The sequence below is a fragment of the Pseudomonas sp. JV241A genome, assembly GCF_900275665.1.
In the GTDB taxonomy this organism is placed as follows: domain Bacteria; phylum Pseudomonadota; class Gammaproteobacteria; order Pseudomonadales; family Pseudomonadaceae; genus Aquipseudomonas; species Aquipseudomonas wadenswilerensis.
In genome coordinates this window covers 1-17,071 of sequence record NZ_OPYO01000004.1, presented here as the reverse complement: position 1 = coordinate 17,071, position 17,071 = coordinate 1, and the positions used below count along the sequence as shown (strand labels likewise).

The 17,071-nt window shown below is 56.9% G+C and carries 13 protein-coding genes and 1 tRNA gene; all 14 read right to left on the bottom strand.

Annotated elements, in window-relative coordinates; translation table 11 throughout:
* Positions 1-334, bottom strand: a 334-nt coding sequence (locus JV241A_RS02040; protein WP_177414820.1) for a GTP-binding protein, incomplete at its 3' end; no start/stop codon positions are given.
* 30 nt (positions 335-364) lie between these two features.
* The gene (gene fusA / locus JV241A_RS02035) at positions 365-2,512 is read right to left on the bottom strand and encodes an elongation factor G (RefSeq protein ID WP_115085068.1); all 2,148 of its coding nucleotides are present in this window, start codon (positions 2,510-2,512) and stop codon (positions 365-367) included.
* A 30-nt stretch (positions 2,513-2,542) separates the two neighbouring features.
* Positions 2,543-3,013 carry a 30S ribosomal protein S7 gene (gene rpsG, locus JV241A_RS02030; protein WP_008089143.1) on the bottom strand — a complete coding sequence of 157 codons (471 nt, stop codon included), beginning with the start codon at positions 3,011-3,013 and terminating at the stop codon, positions 2,543-2,545.
* Positions 3,014-3,134: 121 nt separating this feature from the next.
* Positions 3,135-3,506, bottom strand: a complete 372-nt coding sequence (rpsL, locus tag JV241A_RS02025; protein WP_003186084.1) for a 30S ribosomal protein S12 — start codon at positions 3,504-3,506, stop codon at positions 3,135-3,137.
* A 210-nt stretch (positions 3,507-3,716) separates the two neighbouring features.
* Entirely contained in the window at positions 3,717-7,916 is a 4,200-nt protein-coding gene (rpoC, locus tag JV241A_RS02020; protein ID WP_115085067.1) for a DNA-directed RNA polymerase subunit beta', read from the bottom strand.
* Between the two features lie 64 nt (positions 7,917-7,980).
* Positions 7,981-12,054 (bottom strand): DNA-directed RNA polymerase subunit beta, encoded by a 4,074-nt coding sequence (gene rpoB / locus JV241A_RS02015; RefSeq protein WP_115085066.1) that lies wholly within the window; start codon positions 12,052-12,054, stop codon positions 7,981-7,983.
* A 219-nt stretch (positions 12,055-12,273) separates the two neighbouring features.
* Positions 12,274-12,639 carry a 50S ribosomal protein L7/L12 gene (rplL, locus tag JV241A_RS02010; RefSeq protein WP_043861936.1) on the bottom strand — a complete coding sequence of 122 codons (366 nt, stop codon included), beginning with the start codon at positions 12,637-12,639 and terminating at the stop codon, positions 12,274-12,276.
* 78 nt (positions 12,640-12,717) lie between these two features.
* Positions 12,718-13,218 (bottom strand): 50S ribosomal protein L10, encoded by a 501-nt coding sequence (gene rplJ / locus JV241A_RS02005; protein ID WP_045190247.1) that lies wholly within the window; start codon positions 13,216-13,218, stop codon positions 12,718-12,720.
* A gap of 200 nt (positions 13,219-13,418) precedes the next feature.
* Positions 13,419-14,114 carry a 50S ribosomal protein L1 gene (rplA, locus tag JV241A_RS02000; protein ID WP_038606147.1) on the bottom strand — a complete coding sequence of 232 codons (696 nt, stop codon included), beginning with the start codon at positions 14,112-14,114 and terminating at the stop codon, positions 13,419-13,421.
* Positions 14,114-14,545 (bottom strand): 50S ribosomal protein L11, encoded by a 432-nt coding sequence (rplK, locus tag JV241A_RS01995; RefSeq protein WP_115085065.1) that lies wholly within the window; start codon positions 14,543-14,545, stop codon positions 14,114-14,116. The genes rplA and rplK overlap by 1 nt, the downstream gene beginning before the upstream one ends.
* A 119-nt stretch (positions 14,546-14,664) precedes the next feature.
* Entirely contained in the window at positions 14,665-15,198 is a 534-nt protein-coding gene (gene nusG / locus JV241A_RS01990) for a transcription termination/antitermination protein NusG (RefSeq protein ID WP_010220294.1), read from the bottom strand.
* Positions 15,199-15,207: 9 nt separating this feature from the next.
* On the bottom strand, positions 15,208-15,576 hold the full coding sequence (gene secE / locus JV241A_RS01985) for a preprotein translocase subunit SecE (RefSeq protein ID WP_045202238.1): 369 nt from the start codon (positions 15,574-15,576) through the stop codon (positions 15,208-15,210).
* A 45-nt stretch (positions 15,577-15,621) separates the two neighbouring features.
* Positions 15,622-15,697 (bottom strand) — tRNA-Trp (locus tag JV241A_RS01980).
* Between the two features lie 53 nt (positions 15,698-15,750).
* Positions 15,751-16,944: an elongation factor Tu gene (tuf, locus tag JV241A_RS01975; RefSeq protein ID WP_134061283.1), complete on the bottom strand. Its 1,194-nt coding sequence runs from the start codon at positions 16,942-16,944 to the stop codon at positions 15,751-15,753.
* Positions 16,945-17,071: the final 127 nt, after the last annotated feature.

The window sequence follows — 17,071 nt, the reverse complement described above, 5'->3', positions numbered from 1 at the left end:
GACCATCGGCGGCCGAGCAAACCAGGATCGCGCCGTCCATCTGGGCAGCACCGGTGATCATGTTCTTCACGTAGTCAGCGTGACCTGGGCAGTCGACGTGAGCGTAGTGACGAATCTTCGAGTTGTACTCGACGTGTGCGGTGTTGATGGTGATACCGCGAGCTTTCTCTTCTGGAGCGCTGTCGATCTTGTCGAAGTCAACAACGGCCGAACCGAAAACTTCGGAGCAGACGCGAGTCAGAGCTGCGGTCAGAGTGGTTTTACCGTGGTCAACGTGACCGATGGTGCCAACGTTGACGTGCGGAAGGGAACGATCAAATTTTTCTTTAGCCACGACAGTGAACCTCTTGCCTAAAGGGCTGGATTAGCCTTGTTTTTTAACGAGTGCTTCGACGATATTCGACGGAGCTTCGGCGTATTTGGAGAATTCCATGGAGTAGCTCGCGCGACCCTGAGACATGGAACGAACGTCGGTCGCATAACCGAACATTTCTCCGAGCGGAACTTCAGCACGGACAACCTTGCCGGACACCGAATCTTCCATACCCTGGATCAGACCACGACGACGGTTCAGGTCACCCATCACGTCACCCATGTAGTCCTCAGGGGTCACAACTTCTACCTTCATGATCGGCTCAAGCACTTTACCGCCGCCTTTGGCAGCCAGTTGCTTGGTCGCCATGGAGGCCGCCACCTTGAACGCCATCTCGTTGGAGTCGACGTCGTGGTAGGAACCATCAAACACGGTTGCCTTCAGGCCGATCAGCGGATAGCCGGCAACAATGCCGTTCTTCATCTGCTCTTCGATACCCTTCTGGATCGCCGGGATGTATTCCTTAGGAACCACACCACCTACAACCTCGTTGGTGAATTCCAGGCCTTCGGTGATGTTGCCTTGTGCGTCCACTGTTGGCTGCGAGAAGCGAATCCAGCAGTGACCGAACTGACCGCGACCACCGGACTGACGAACGAACTTACCTTCGATCTCGACGTTGTCCTTGGTGATCTGCTCGCGGTACGAAACCTGCGGCTTACCGATGTTGGCTTCGACGTTGAACTCGCGCTTCATGCGGTCAACGAGGATGTCCAGGTGAAGCTCGCCCATACCGGAGATGATGGTCTGGCCGGTTTCTTCGTCGGTCTTGACGCGGAACGACGGGTCTTCCTGAGCCAGCTTGCCCAGTGCGATACCCATCTTTTCCTGGTCTTGCTTGGTCTTCGGCTCAACAGCAACCGAGATCACAGGCTCCGGGAAGTCCATACGCTCGAGGATGATCGGCTTGTCGGCGTTGCACAGGGTGTCACCAGTGGTGACGTCCTTCATGCCGATCAGAGCAGCGATGTCGCCTGCCAGTACTTCTTTGATCTCTTCACGCTGGTTGGCGTGCATCTGCACCATACGACCAACGCGCTCTTTCTTGCCTTTGACCGAGTTGATCACGGAGTCGCCAGACTGCAGCATGCCCGAGTAAACGCGCACGAAAGTCAGGGTACCCACGAACGGGTCGGTAGCAATCTTGAACGCCAGAGCCGAGAACGGCTCGTTGTCGTCGGCGTGACGCTCGTCGTAGTCGGCCTCGACCAGCTCGTCCTTCGGCTTCTCGATCAGGTCAGGGTGAATACCCTTGATCGCAGGAATCTCGGTCGGAGCAGGCAGGAAGTCGATAACGGCGTCGAGAACCAGGGGAACACCCTTGTTCTTGAACGACGAACCGCAGACGGCCGGAACGATCTCGCTGGCCAGGGTGCGCGCACGCAGACCGGCTTTGATCTCTTCGACCGACAGCTCACCTTCTTCAAGGTACTTGTTCATCAGCTCTTCGTTGGCTTCGGCAGCAGCTTCTACCATGTTCGCGCGCCATTCTTCGGCCAGCTCGAGCATGTCCGCAGGAATCTCTTCCTCACGGTAGGTAGTGCCTTTGTCGTCGTCGTTCCAGTAGATAGCCTTCATCTTGATCAGGTCGACCTGACCCTGGAAGTTATCTTCCGAACCGATGGCCAGCTGAACAGGAACCGGGGTGTGACCCAGACGGTTCTTGATCTGACCTACGACGCGCAGGAAGTTGGCGCCAGCACGGTCCATCTTGTTCACGTAAACAACACGTGGAACGCCGTATTTGTTGGCTTGACGCCATACGGTTTCGGACTGAGGCTCAACACCGGAGGTGCCGCAGAAAACAACGACCGCGCCGTCGAGTACGCGCAGCGAACGTTCTACTTCAATGGTGAAGTCAACGTGGCCGGGGGTATCGATGACGTTTACGCGATAGTTGTCATACTGACCTTTGGAGCCCTTCCAGAAGGTGGTGACAGCAGCGGAGGTAATGGTAATACCCCGCTCCTGCTCCTGCACCATCCAGTCGGTGGTCGCGGCGCCGTCATGCACCTCGCCCATCTTGTGGCTCAGGCCTGTGTAGAACAGGATCCGCTCGGTAGTGGTAGTTTTACCCGCGTCAACGTGCGCGCAAATACCAATGTTACGGTAGCGGTTGATTGGTGTAGTACGAGCCATAGAGCCCTCGCAAAAATAGTGATGCCTGAATTAGAAGCGGTAGTGCGAGAACGCTTTGTTGGCTTCGGCCATACGGTGTACGTCTTCACGCTTCTTGACTGCAGCACCCTTGCCTTCAGCAGCATCCAGCAGCTCGCCGGCCAGGCGCAGAGCCATGGACTTCTCGCCACGCTTGCGGGCGTAGTCTACCAACCAGCGCATTGCCAGGGCGTTACGACGGGATGGACGAACTTCAACAGGAACCTGGTAAGTGGCACCGCCAACACGGCGCGACTTAACTTCGACCAGCGGAGCGATGGCGTCGAGAGCTTTCTCGAAGATTTCCAGGGGATCGCTGTTCTTGCGTTCTTTGACCTTGTCCAGCGCACCGTAAACGATACGCTCGGCAACGGCTTTCTTGCCGCTTTCCATCACGTGGTTCATGAACTTGGCGAGGATCTGGCTTCCGTATTTTGGATCGTCCAGAATCTCACGCTTGGCTGCTACACGACGTCTTGGCATTGATAAGCCCTCAAACGGTCTTCAGGTTAGCCCGGGACAGTGCCCCCCTAAGGGTGCGTGCCCGACCTTACTCTTATCGACTCAATAAAATGAATAACTGCAAACTGCTGCAAACGGCCGATTACTTCGGACGCTTGGTACCGTACTTCGAACGACCTTGGTTACGACCTTTGACGCCGGAGGTATCCAGGGAGCCGCGAACGGTGTGGTAACGAACACCTGGCAAGTCTTTTACACGGCCGCCACGAATCAGGACGACGCTGTGCTCTTGCAGGTTGTGGCCTTCACCGCCGATGTACGAGGAAACCTCGAAACCGTTGGTCAGACGCACACGGCAAACTTTACGCAGTGCCGAGTTAGGTTTTTTCGGCGTGGTGGTGTACACACGGGTGCACACGCCACGACGTTGCGGGCAGTTCTGCAGCGCAGGAACGTCGGATTTCTCGACGATACGCTTACGCGGCTGACGTACCAGCTGGTTGATAGTTGCCATCTACTAGCTCCACTGTTGTCTTGCGACGCTATTGTCTTGCAAGAAAAGCAAAAATTGGCAGGACGGAGTCCCACCAAATTTAGGGGTACAAGAGTCTAAAGAGGATCTTGCCCCCAGTCAAGACAAGGCCCCGGCCCTCCCCTTCCGGTCATCGGCAACAAATTATGTCGCCAATGACCAAAACAGGTTTGCCGGGGCCCTATCCTACTTTCAGTTACCGCTGGAATTCAGCGCTTCGGTCAGTGCGGCTTCCACCTCACTGGCACTTACGCGCAGCGGTTTGTCGGCATCACGGCGACGCTTGCGCTCGCTGTGGTAGGCCAGACCGGTACCGGCCGGGATCAGACGACCCACGACCACGTTTTCTTTCAGGCCGCGCAGGTAATCGCGCTTGCCGGTTACCGCCGCTTCGGTCAGTACTCGAGTGGTTTCCTGGAAGGAAGCCGCCGAGATGAACGATTCGGTGGACAGCGAGGCCTTGGTGATACCCAGCAGTACGCGAGTGAACTTGGAGACAAACTTGTCTTCCGCGCCAAGGCGCTCGTTCTCTACCAGTACGTGGGTCAGTTCCATCTGGTCGCCCTTGATGAAGCTGGAATCACCCGACTCGGCAATCTCGACCTTGCGCAGCATCTGACGCAGGATGGTTTCGATGTGCTTGTCGTTGATCTTAACGCCTTGCAGACGGTAAACGTCCTGAATCTCGTTGACGATGTACTTGGCCAGCGCGCTGACACCCAGCAGACGCAGGATGTCGTGCGGATCGCTCGGACCGTCGGAGATAACTTCGCCGCGGTTCACTTGCTCGCCTTCGAAGACGTTCAGGTGACGCCACTTTGGAATCAGCTCTTCGTACGGATCGCTACCGTCGTTCGGGGTGATGACCAGACGGCGCTTGCCCTTGGTCTCTTTACCGAAGGCGATGGTGCCGCTGACTTCAGCCAGAATCGAGGCTTCTTTCGGACGACGGGCTTCGAACAAGTCGGCAACACGCGGCAGACCACCGGTGATGTCACGGGTCTTCGACGTTTCTTGCGGGATACGCGCGATAACGTCACCGACGCCGATCTGGGCACCGTCAGCCACACCGACCAAGGCGTTGGCCGGCAGGAAGTACTGAGCCGGTACGTCGGTACCTGGCAGCAGCAGATCCTTGCCATTGGCGTCGACCATCTTGATTGCAGGACGGATTTCCTTGCCTGCAGCCGGACGGTCTTTGACGTCCAGAACTTCAATGTTGGTCAAACCAGTCAATTCGTCAGTCTGACGCTTGATGGTGATGCCTTCTTCCATGCCCACGAAGGTCACGGTACCTTTCATCTCGGTAACGATCGGGTGGGTGTGCGGGTCCCACTTGGCGACGATTGCGCCAGCGTCGACCTTGTCGCCTTCCTTCACCGAAATGACCGCACCGTAAGGCAGCTTGTAACGCTCGCGCTCACGACCGAATTCGTCGGCAATCGCCAACTCACCGGAACGCGATACGGCGACCAGGTTACGGTCGGCACGCTCAACGTGCTTCAGGTTATGCAGGCGAACCATACCGCCGTTCTTCACCTGGACGCTGTCGGCAGCCGAGGTCCGGCTTGCAGCACCACCGATGTGGAATGTACGCATGGTCAGCTGGGTACCCGGCTCACCGATCGACTGGGCAGCGATAACGCCGACCGCTTCACCGATGTTCACCTGGTGACCACGCGCCAGGTCACGACCGTAGCACTTGGCGCAGATGCCGTAGCGGGTTTCGCAGCTGATCGGCGAACGCACGATCACTTCGTCGATGCTGTTCAGCTCGATGAACTCGACCCACTTCTCGTCGACCAGGGTACCGGCCGGAACGATAACGTCGTCGGTGCCTGGCTTGAACACGTCACGGGCGATAACACGACCCAGTACACGCTCACCCAGCGGCTCTACAACGTCGCCGCCTTCAATGTGCGGCGTCATCAGCAGGCCTTGCTCGGTGCCGCAGTCGATCTCGGTCACGACCAGATCCTGGGCAACGTCTACCAGACGACGAGTCAGGTAACCGGAGTTCGCGGTTTTCAACGCGGTATCCGCAAGACCCTTACGAGCACCGTGAGTCGAGATGAAGTACTGGAGTACGCTCAGACCTTCACGGAAGTTCGCGGTGATCGGCGTCTCGATGATCGAGCCGTCCGGCTTGGCCATCAGACCACGCATACCGGCCAGCTGACGAATCTGAGCTGCCGAACCCCGGGCACCGGAGTCAGCCATCATGTACATCGAGTTGAAGGACTCTTGCTCGACTTCGTCGCCATTGCGGTCGATGACCTTCTCTTTCGAGAGGTTGGCCATCATCGCCTTGGAAACTTCGTCGTTCGCCTTGGACCACAAGTCGATGACTTTGTTGTACTTCTCGCCCTGGGTTACCAGGCCGGAGGCGTACTGGCTCTCGATCTCTTTCACTTCGTCGGTGGCAGCACCGATGATGCGGGCTTTTTCATCCGGGATAACGAAGTCGTTAACACCGATGGAAACGCCGGAGATGGTCGAGTAGGCAAAACCGGTATACATCAGCTGGTCAGCGAAGATCACGGTCTCTTTCAGACCAACCACGCGGTAGCACTGGTTGATCAGCTTGGAGATCGCCTTTTTCTTCATTGGCTGGTTGACCACGTCGTACGACAGACCTGGTGGAACAACCTGGAACAGCAGTGCACGGCCGACAGTGGTGTCGACGATACGGGTGTTCTTGACGCTGCCGCCATCACGATCGTTTACGGTTTCGTTGATACGAACCTTGATCTTGGCGTGCAGGGCAGCTTCGCCGGCACGGAATACCCGGTCGACTTCCTGCAGGTCAGCGAATACGCGACCTTCGCCCTTGGCGTTGATGGCTTCACGGGTCATGTAGTACAGACCCAGTACAACGTCCTGCGACGGAACGATGATTGGCTCACCGTTGGCTGGCGACAGGATGTTGTTGGTCGACATCATCAGCGCGCGCGCTTCGAGCTGGGCTTCCAGCGTCAGCGGCACGTGAACGGCCATCTGGTCACCGTCGAAGTCGGCGTTGTACGCAGCACAGACCAACGGGTGCAGCTGGATAGCCTTACCTTCGATCAGTACCGGTTCAAACGCCTGGATGCCCAGACGGTGAAGGGTCGGTGCACGGTTGAGCAGTACGGGGTGTTCGCGAATCACTTCGGCGAGAACGTCCCAAACCTCTGGCAGCTCACGCTCGACCATTTTCTTGGCGGCCTTGATGGTGGTCGCCAGACCACGCATTTCCAGCTTGCCGAAAATGAACGGCTTGAACAGCTCGAGAGCCATCTTCTTCGGCAGACCGCACTGGTGCAGACGCAGGGTCGGACCTACGGTAATTACCGAACGGCCGGAGTAGTCAACACGCTTACCGAGCAAGTTCTGACGGAAACGACCTTGCTTACCCTTGATCATGTCGGCCAGGGACTTCAGAGGACGCTTGTTCGAGCCGGTGATGGCACGACCGCGACGGCCGTTATCCAGCAAGGCGTCGACCGCTTCCTGCAGCATGCGCTTTTCGTTGCGCACGATGATGTCCGGCGCGGACAGGTCGAGCAGGCGCTTCAGACGGTTGTTACGGTTGATCACCCGACGATACAGGTCGTTCAGGTCGGAAGTCGCGAAGCGACCGCCATCCAGCGGAACCAATGGACGCAGGTCTGGCGGCAGAACCGGCAGAACGGTCAGGACCATCCACTCAGGCAGGTTGCCCGAGCCCTGGAAGGCCTCCATCAGTTTCAGACGCTTGGACAGCTTCTTGATCTTGGTTTCCGAGTTGGTCTGCGGAATCTCTTCGCGCAGGCGACCGATCTCGTGCTCCAGGTCGATAGCGTGCAGCAGCTCGCGGACAGCCTCGGCACCCATGCGGGCGTCGAAGTCGTCACCGAACTCTTCCAGCGCTTCGAAGTACTGCTCGTCGTTGAGCAGCTGGCCTTTTTCCAGGGTGGTCATGCCCGGGTCGATAACGACATAGCTCTCGAAGTAGAGAACGCGCTCGATATCACGCAGGGTCATGTCCATCAGCAGGCCGATACGCGACGGCAGCGATTTCAGGAACCAGATGTGGGCAACCGGCGAAGCCAGTTCGATGTGCGCCATGCGCTCACGACGAACCTTGGCCAGGGCGACTTCAACGCCGCACTTCTCGCAGATCACGCCGCGGTGTTTCAGGCGCTTGTACTTACCGCACAGGCACTCGTAGTCCTTGACTGGGCCAAAGATCTTGGCGCAGAACAGGCCGTCACGCTCAGGCTTGAACGTACGGTAGTTGATGGTTTCCGGTTTTTTAACTTCACCGAACGACCACGAACGGATCATCTCAGGCGAGGCCAATCCGATACGGATGGCGTCGAACTCTTCGACTTGACCCTGGTTTTTCAGCAAATTCAGTAGGTCTTTCAAGGCCTTTCCTCCTGGCGGAGCAGGGAGCGGGCTTTTCAGCCACGCTCCCGATTCGCGTCACGTGTTATTCGGTTTCCAGATCGATATCGATACCGAGCGAACGAATCTCTTTGATCAACACGTTGAAGGACTCGGGCATGCCCGGCTCCATACGGTGATCGCCGTCCACGATGTTTTTGTACATCTTGGTCCGACCGTTCACATCGTCCGACTTCACTGTGAGCATTTCTTGCAGGGTGTATGCCGCGCCGTATGCTTCCAGCGCCCACACTTCCATCTCCCCGAAACGCTGACCACCGAACTGCGCCTTACCACCCAGCGGCTGCTGGGTAACCAGGCTGTAAGAACCAGTGGAACGCGCGTGCATCTTGTCGTCCACCAAGTGGTTCAGCTTGAGCATGTACATGTAACCAACGGTCACATGACGCTCGAACTTGTTACCAGTACGACCGTCGAACAGCTGCATCTGACCGCTTTCTGGCATGTCTGCCAGTTTCAGCATGGCCTTGATCTCGCTTTCCTTGGCACCGTCGAAGACTGGAGTGGCCATTGGCACACCGCCTTTGAGGTTCTTCGCCAGGTCCAGGATCTCCTGGTCGGAGAAAGTCTCCAGCTCTTCCTGACGACCACCAATCTCGTTGTAGATCTCGGTGAGGAACTTGCGCAGCTCGATGACCTTGCGCTGCTCTTCGAGCATGCGGTTGATCTTCTCGCCCAGACCTTTGGCCGCCAGGCCCAGGTGGGTTTCGAGGATCTGACCAACGTTCATACGCGATGGTACACCCAGCGGGTTGAGTACCACGTCGACCGGAGTACCGTTGGCGTCGTGCGGCATGTCTTCGACCGGCATGATCACCGAGACCACACCTTTGTTACCGTGACGACCGGCCATCTTGTCGCCCGGCTGGATGCGACGACGGATTGCCAGGTAGACCTTGACGATCTTCAGTACGCCCGGTGCCAGGTCATCGCCCTGCTGCAGCTTGCGCTTCTTGTCTTCGAACTTGTCGTCCAGCAGACGGCGACGATCAACGATGTAGGCCTGGGCCTTCTCGAGCTGCTCGTTCAGCGCGTCTTCGGCCATGCGCAGTTTGAACCACTGGCCGTGCTCCAGACCGTCCAGGACTTCGTTGGTGATCACAGTGCCTTTCTTCAGGCCTGCACCACCGTCGACAACCTGGCCGTTCAGGGCCGAACGCAGACGCTCGAAGGTTGCGCCTTCGACGATGCGGAACTCTTCATTGAGGTCCTTGCGGATCTCGTCCAGCTGCATCTTCTCGATGGACAGCGCACGGCTGTCGCGCTCGACGCCATCACGGGTGAAGACCTGTACGTCGATGACAGTACCTTTGGTGCCGGTAGGCACGCGCAGGGAGGTGTCTTTAACGTCGCTGGCCTTCTCACCGAAGATCGCGCGCAGCAGTTTTTCTTCCGGAGTCAGCTGGGTTTCGCCTTTTGGCGTGACCTTGCCGACCAGGATGTCGCCAGCGCCAACTTCAGCACCAACATAGACGATACCGGCTTCGTCCAGCTTGTTCAGCGCAGCTTCACCGACGTTCGGGATGTCCGCGGTGATTTCCTCTGGGCCAAGCTTGGTGTCACGGGCCACACAGGTCAGTTCCTGGATGTGGATCGTGGTGAAGCGGTCTTCCTGAACCACACGCTCGGACAGGCAGATGGAGTCTTCGAAGTTGAAGCCGTTCCACGCCATGAACGCGATGCGCATGTTCTGACCCAGTGCCAGTTCACCCATATCGGTGGACGGGCCGTCGGCCATGATGTCGCCACGCTGAACCGCGTCACCCTTGTTCACCAGCGGACGCTGGTTGATGCAGGTGTTCTGGTTCGAACGGGTGTACTTGGTCAGGTTGTAGATGTCGACACCGGCTTCACCGGTTTCAACTTCGTCATCGGCAACGCGAACAACGATACGGCTGGCATCGACGGAGTCGATCACGCCACCACGACGGGCCACGACGCAAACGCCGGAGTCACGGGCAACGTTGCGCTCCATGCCGGTACCGACCAGGGGCTTGTCGGCCCGCAGGGTTGGTACAGCCTGACGCTGCATGTTCGAACCCATCAACGCACGGTTGGCGTCGTCGTGCTCGAGGAACGGAATCAGCGACGCTGCAACCGAAACTACCTGCTTCGGCGAAACGTCCATCAGGGTGACGTCTTCCGGCGCCTTGACGGTGAACTCGTTCAGGTGACGAACAGCTACCAGCTCGTCGATCAGGTGCTTCTTCTCGTTCATCGTGGCCGAAGCCTGGGCGATGACGTGATCAGCTTCTTCGATCGCCGACAGGAACACGATGTCGTCGGTAACCACGCCTTCTTTCACCACGCGGTACGGGCTTTCCAGGAAGCCGTACTGGTTGGTGCGAGCGTACGCAGCCAGGGAGTTGATCAGACCGATGTTCGGACCTTCAGGGGTCTCGATCGGGCACACACGGCCGTAGTGGGTCGGGTGTACGTCACGGACTTCGAAGCCTGCGCGCTCACGGGTCAGACCACCAGGGCCGAGTGCGGAGACACGACGCTTGTGGGTGATCTCGGACAGCGGGTTGTTCTGGTCCATGAACTGCGAGAGCTGGCTGGAGCCGAAGAACTCTTTCACCGCCGCCGCAACCGGCTTGGCGTTGATCAGGTCCTGAGGCATCAGGCCTTCGCTTTCAGCCATCGACAGACGCTCTTTGACCGCGCGCTCTACACGCACCAGGCCAACGCGGAACTGGTTCTCGGCCATCTCGCCGACACAACGGACGCGACGGTTACCCAGATGGTCGATGTCGTCGACGATACCTTTGCCATTACGGATGTCGACCAGGGTCTTGAGGACCTCGACGATATCTTCCTTGCTCAGCACGCCCGAACCTTCGATCTCGGTACGACCGATACGACGGTTGAACTTCATGCGGCCAACGGCCGACAGGTCGTAACGTTCGGCGCTGAAGAACAGGTTGTTGAACAGGGTCTCGGCTGCATCCTTGGTTGGCGGCTCGCCAGGACGCATCATGCGATAGATCTCGACCAGCGCTTCCAGTTGGTTGCTGGTGGAGTCGATCTTCAGGGTATCCGAGATGAACGGACCGCAGTCGATGTCGTTGGTGTACAGGGTCTCGATGCGAACAACCTGAGCCTTGGCGATCTTCACCAGGGCGTCGGTGGTCAGCTCGGTGTTGCACTCAGCCAGGATCTCGCCGGTAGCCGGGTGCACAATCGCCTTGGCGGTAGTGCGGCCCAGGACGTATTCCAGCGGAACGTCCAGCTGCTTGACGCCAGCTTTTTCCAGCTGGTTGATGTGGCGAGCGGTGATACGACGACCTTGCTCGACAATGACCTTGCCGGTTTCGTCATGAATATCCATGACCGCAACTTCACCACGCAGGCGCTGAGGCACCAGCTCCAGGCTGAGCTTCTCGCCCGACACGTGGAACACGTTGGTGGTGTAGAAAGCATCCAGCACTTCTTCAGTGCTGTAGCCCAGCGCGCGCAGCAGAACCGACGCAGGCAGTTTACGACGACGGTCGATACGGACGAATACACAGTCTTTCGGATCGAACTCGAAGTCCAGCCACGAACCGCGGTAAGGAATGATCCGCGCCGAGTACAGCAGTTTGCCAGAGCTGTGCGTCTTGCCGCGGTCGTGATCGAAGAACACGCCCGGCGAACGGTGCAGCTGGGAAACGATAACACGCTCGGTACCGTTGATTACGAAGGTACCGTTTTCAGTCATCAGGGGAATTTCACCCATGTAGACTTCTTGCTCTTTGATGTCCTTGATCGCTTTGTTCGACGACTCTTTGTCGAAAATGATCAGGCGGACTTTTACCCGCAGCGGAACCGCATAGGTCACGCCACGCAGTACGCATTCTTTGACATCAAAAGCCGGTTCGCCCAGACGATAGCCAACGTACTCCAGGGCAGCATTGCCGGAGTAGCTGATGATCGGGAAAACCGATTTGAAGGCCGCATGCAGGCCCACGTCGCGGAACTGATCTTTGGTCGCTCCCGCTTGCAAGAATTCACGATACGAATCCAGCTGGATGGCCAGGAGGTAAGGCACATCCATGACGTCCGGCAACTTGCTAAAGTCCTTGCGGATACGTTTTTTCTCAGTGTATGAGTAAGCCATCAGCGTTCCCCAGCTTGGTCACCTGCTTGTTTGGCTTCTCCCGACGGGAGCAGCCAGAAAATCGTGCAAACCCCATGGTTTGCGCCACCATCATTGGTGGTTGCAGCTCGTTATCGGCGCCGACCTGGTCAGCTGCCAATAACGGAAAAAGGCCGGTGGCAAGAGCCACCAGCCATCAGCCTTTCGCTTATCGCTCGGGCTGGAGACGCACAGTCGAAATTACTTCAGTTCGACGGTAGCGCCTGCTGCTTCCAGGTCAGCTTTAGCTTTGTCAGCGGCTTCTTTCGAAACGCCTTCAGCAACAACCTGAGGAGCGGTATCAACCTTTTCCTTGGCTTCTTTCAGGCCCAGGCCGGTCAGTTCACGAACAGCCTTGATCACGTTTACTTTCTTGTCGCCAGCGGCAACCAGAACAACGTTGAACTCGGTTTGTTCTTCAACAACGGCAGCGGCAGCAGCTGGGCCGGCTGCGGCAACAGCAGCGGTAACACCGAAGGTTTCTTCCATTGCTTTGATCAGCTCAACAACTTCCAGAACGGTTTTCTGGCCGATTGCTTCGATGATTTGCTCGTTAGTCAGAGACATGACTTAAATCCTGTATTGGGGTGACAGCCTACGCAGCCATCAAATTAAACGTATGATTTCGAAAGTGCTTTCTGCGCCTTAGGCTGCAGCAGCTTCTTTCTGGTCGCGAACGGCTGCCAAAGTACGAGCCAGCTTGCTGGTAGCGCCTTGGATCACGCTCATCAGCTTCGCAATGGCCTCGTCGCGGGTCGGCAGGGAAGCCAACACGTCGATCTGGTTTGCGGCAAGGAACTTGCCGTCGAACGCAGCTGCCTTGATCTCGAACTTGCTCTGACCCTTGGCGAATTCTGCGAACAGACGGGCAGCAGCGCCCGGGTGTTCGTTGGAGAATGCGATCAGGGTAGGGCCAGTGAAGGCGTCGTTGAGGACACTGAATTCAGTGTCAGCAACAGCGCGCTTGAGCAGGGTGTTACGTACAACACGTACGTAAACGCCAGCTTCACGAGCCTCTTTACGGAGTCCGGTCATTGCGCCTACAGTCACGCCACGGGCATCAGCCACGACAGCAGACAGAGCGACTTTGGCAGCCTCGTTGACTTCAGCGACGATGGCCTTCTTGTCTTCGAGTTTAATTGCCACGGGTAAAACTCCTGCTTGTTACCGTTTCATCCAGCCGGAGCCGGATGTCGTTTTGGTGTCTGATTCGGTAAGGAACCAGGGGCACCATCTGCGTAGGCTTGTGGTTTAAGACTTGCGTCGCCTACGGTCTTGGATAGCCCCCGCCAGGCAGGGACCCCAATTTTTTCAACCTGGTGCGATCGCTCGCACCGGGTTTTGTCTTACGCGTTCAGCGAGCTCTGGTCGATGACCAGACCTGGGCCCATGGTGGTGCTCAGGGTAACGCGCTTGACGTAGATACCTTTCGAGGAAGCTGGCTTGATGCGCTTCAGATCAGCGATCAGGGCTTCAACGTTTTCCTTCAGCTTGCCAGCTTCAAAGCCGACTTTGCCAACGGAGGTGTGGATGATGCCGTTTTTGTCGGTGCGATAACGAACCTGACCAGCCTTGGCGTTTTTAACCGCAGTGGCTACGTCTGGAGTTACGGTACCGACTTTCGGGTTAGGCATCAGGCCGCGAGGACCCAGAACCTGACCCAGCTGACCTACAACACGCATTGCGTCCGGGGAAGCAATAACGACGTCATAGTTCAGGTCGCCGCCTTTCATTTCGGCAGCCAGATCGTCCATACCAACGCGGTCAGCGCCGGCAGCCAGAGCGGCTTCAGCAGCAGGACCCTGGGTGAAGACAGCTACACGTACGGTCTTGCCAGTGCCGTGTGGCAGCACGGTAGCGCTACGAACGACCTGGTCGGATTTACGGGGGTCAACACCGAGGTTGACAGCAACGTCGAAGGATTCGCTGAACTTCACGGTGGACAGTTCGGCCAGCAGCACTGCTGCGTCTTCGAAGTTGTAGACTTTGCCTGCTTCGATTTTCGAAGCAATGGCCTTTTGGCGCTTGGTCAGCTTAGCCATTACACACCCTCCACGTTGAGGCCCATGCTGCGAGCAGAACCGGCGATGGTTCGCACGGCTGCATCCATGTCAGCAGCAGTCAGATCAGCCTGTTTGGTCTTGGCGATCTCTTCCAGCTGAGCACGGGTCACAGTACCGACTTTAACGGTGTTCGGACGTGCAGAACCGCTGGTCAGGCCAGCTGCTTTCTTCAGCAGAACCGAAGCAGGGGTGCTTTTGGTTTCGAAGGTGAAGCTGCGGTCACTGTAAACAGTGATGATCACAGGAGTCGGCAGACCGGCTTCTTGACCCTGAGTACGGGCGTTGAAGGCCTTGCAGAATTCCATGATGTTCACACCGTGTTGACCCAGTGCTGGACCAACGGGTGGGCTTGGGTTGGCCTGGCCGGCCTTTACTTGCAGCTTGATGTAAGCCTGAATCTTCTTAGCCATGAGCTACTCCAATATCGGGTACGAACGCCTGAAGGCTCCCCGGATTACTTGCGTTTTATCCCAGTGACGACAAAACCCCGCAGCACATAGGGCTGCGGGGTATGGGATGCTTTGTTCGGCTAGACCTTCTCGACCTGGCTGAACTCGAGCTCTACCGGGGTAGAGCGACCGAAAATAAGCACGGCCACTTGGATCCGGCTCTTCTCGTAGTTAACTTCTTCAACGGTACCGTTGAAATCAGCGAACGGACCGTCGATAACGCGGACCACTTCGCCCGGCTCGAACAGAGTCTTCGGCTTCGGCTTATCGCTGCCATCGGCAACGCGACGCAGAATGGCTTCAGCTTCTTTGTCGGTGATGGGTGCAGGCTTGTCTGCAGTACCACCGATGAAGCCCATGACACGAGGAGTATCCTTGACCAAGTGCCAAGTCCCTTCGTTCATGTCCATTTGGACCAGCACATAACCTGGGAAGAACTTACGCTCGCTTTTGCGCTTCTGGCCATTGCGCATCTCAACCACTTCTTCAGTGGGGACCAGAATCTCGCCGAAGCCATCTTCCATGCCAGCCAGCTTTACGCGCTCGATCAGCGAGCGCATTACATGCTTCTCGTAACCCGAGTAAGCATGCACAACGTACCAACGCTTAGCCACGGGACACCCTTAGCCAACAATCAAGGAAATCAACCAACCCAGCAGGGAGTCGAGACCCCACAGCAGCAACGCCATAACCAGGACAACCGCCACTACGATGAGCGTGGTCTGCGTGGTTTCTTGGCGGGTTGGCCATACGACTTTACGAATCTCGGTGCGAGCTTCCTTTGCCAGCGCAAAGAACGACTTGCCTTTGGCAGTCTGCAGGGCAACGAAGCCAGCTACAGCAGCAAGAGCAAGCAGTGCAAGTACGCGATACAGAATCGGCGAGGCGGAGTAATACTGGTTACCCACAACACCAACGACTACCAAAGCGACAACAGCCAGCCACTTGAGCAGATCAAAACGAGAGTCTTGGGCTTCAGCCTTGGGAGTCATCTAGGAAAATCCTGTGAAAAGAAAGCCAGACACACGAGGTGAATCTGGCAGGTCAGGAGGGAATCGAACCCCCAACCTACGGTTTTGGAGACCGTCGCTCTGCCAATTGAGCTACTGACCTAAAAGCTTATCAGGCCGACCATTATGTCGGCCTGATCGAGAGAAATCAACTACTTATTCGATAATCTTTGCTACGACACCAGCACCGACGGTACGACCGCCTTCACGGATAGCGAAACGCAGACCGTCTTCCATCGCGATGGTCTTGATCAGGGTAACAGTCATTTGAATGTTGTCACCTGGCATTACCATTTCAACGCCTTCTGGCAGCTCGCAGTTACCAGTCACGTCAGTAGTACGGAAGTAGAACTGTGGACGGTAGCCTTTGAAGAACGGAGTATGACGGCCGCCTTCTTCCTTGCTCAGAACGTAAACTTCAGCAGTGAACTTGGTGTGCGGCTTAACGGTGCCCGGCTTAACCAGAACCTGGCCACGCTCAACGTCGTCACGCTTGGTACCACGCAGCAGAACGCCGCAGTTCTCGCCAGCACGACCTTCGTCGAGCAGCTTGCGGAACATTTCAACGCCGGTGCAGGTAGTTTTCTGAGTGTCGCGCAGACCAACGATCTCAACTTCTTCCTGGATGCGAACGATACCACGCTCAACACGGCCAGTTACCACGGTGCCACGGCCGGAGATCGAGAATACGTCTTCGATTGGCATCAGGAACGGCTTGTCGATTGCACGCTCTGGCTCTGGGATGTAGGTATCCAGAGTTTCTACCAGACGCTTAACAGCGGTGGTACCCATTTCGTTGTCGTCTTGGCCGTTCAGAGCCATCAGAGCCGAACCGATGATGATCGGAGTGTCGTCACCTGGGAAGTCGTAAGTGCTCAGCAGATCGCGCACCTCCATCTCAACCAGTTCCAGCAGCTCAGCGTCGTCAACCATGTCAGCCTTGTTCAGGAAGACAACGATGTACGGAACGCCTACCTGACGGGACAACAGGATGTGCTCACGAGTTTGCGGCATCGGACCATCGGCAGCCGAGCAAACCAAGATCGCGCCGTCCATCTGGGCAGCACCAGTGATCATGTTTTTGACGTAGTCGGCGTGACCTGGGCAGTCAACGTGCGCGTAGTGACGAATGTTCGAGTCGTACTCTACGTGCGCAGTGTTGATGGTGATACCACGAGCTTTTTCTTCTGGGGCGCTGTCGATCTTGTCGAAGTCAACACGAGCCGAACCGAAAACTTCGGAGCAAACGCGAGTCAGAGCAGCGGTCAAAGTGGTTTTACCGTGGTCAACGTGACCGATAGTACCCACGTTAACGTGCGGCTTATTACGTTCGAACTTTTCCTTAGCCATCGAAATCACCCCTAGGAGAAGAATTGAGCAAGTCACCCAAGCCATTAAAACAAAGGCAGATATTTTCATATCTGCCTTGTTATATGGAGCTCTTGAGCGGATTTGAACCGCTGACCTCACCCTTACC

Coding starts and splice junctions, on each gene's coding strand:
- fusA (WP_115085068.1), bottom strand. CDS start 2,512: ATGGCTCGTACTACACCAATCAACCGCTACCGTAACATTGGTATTTGC.
- rpsG (WP_008089143.1), bottom strand. CDS start 3,013: ATGCCAAGACGTCGTGTAGCAGCCAAGCGTGAGATTCTGGACGATCCA.
- rpsL (WP_003186084.1), bottom strand. CDS start 3,506: ATGGCAACTATCAACCAGCTGGTACGTCAGCCGCGTAAGCGTATCGTC.
- rpoB (WP_115085066.1), bottom strand. CDS start 12,054: ATGGCTTACTCATACACTGAGAAAAAACGTATCCGCAAGGACTTTAGC.
- rplL (WP_043861936.1), bottom strand. CDS start 12,639: ATGTCTCTGACTAACGAGCAAATCATCGAAGCAATCGGCCAGAAAACC.
- rplA (WP_038606147.1), bottom strand. CDS start 14,114: ATGGCTAAGCTGACCAAGCGCCAAAAGGCCATTGCTTCGAAAATCGAA.
- rplK (WP_115085065.1), bottom strand. CDS start 14,545: ATGGCTAAGAAGATTCAGGCTTACATCAAGCTGCAAGTAAAGGCCGGC.
- secE (WP_045202238.1), bottom strand. CDS start 15,576: ATGACTCCCAAGGCTGAAGCCCAAGACTCTCGTTTTGATCTGCTCAAG.
- tuf (WP_134061283.1), bottom strand. CDS start 16,944: ATGGCTAAGGAAAAGTTCGAACGTAATAAGCCGCACGTTAACGTGGGT.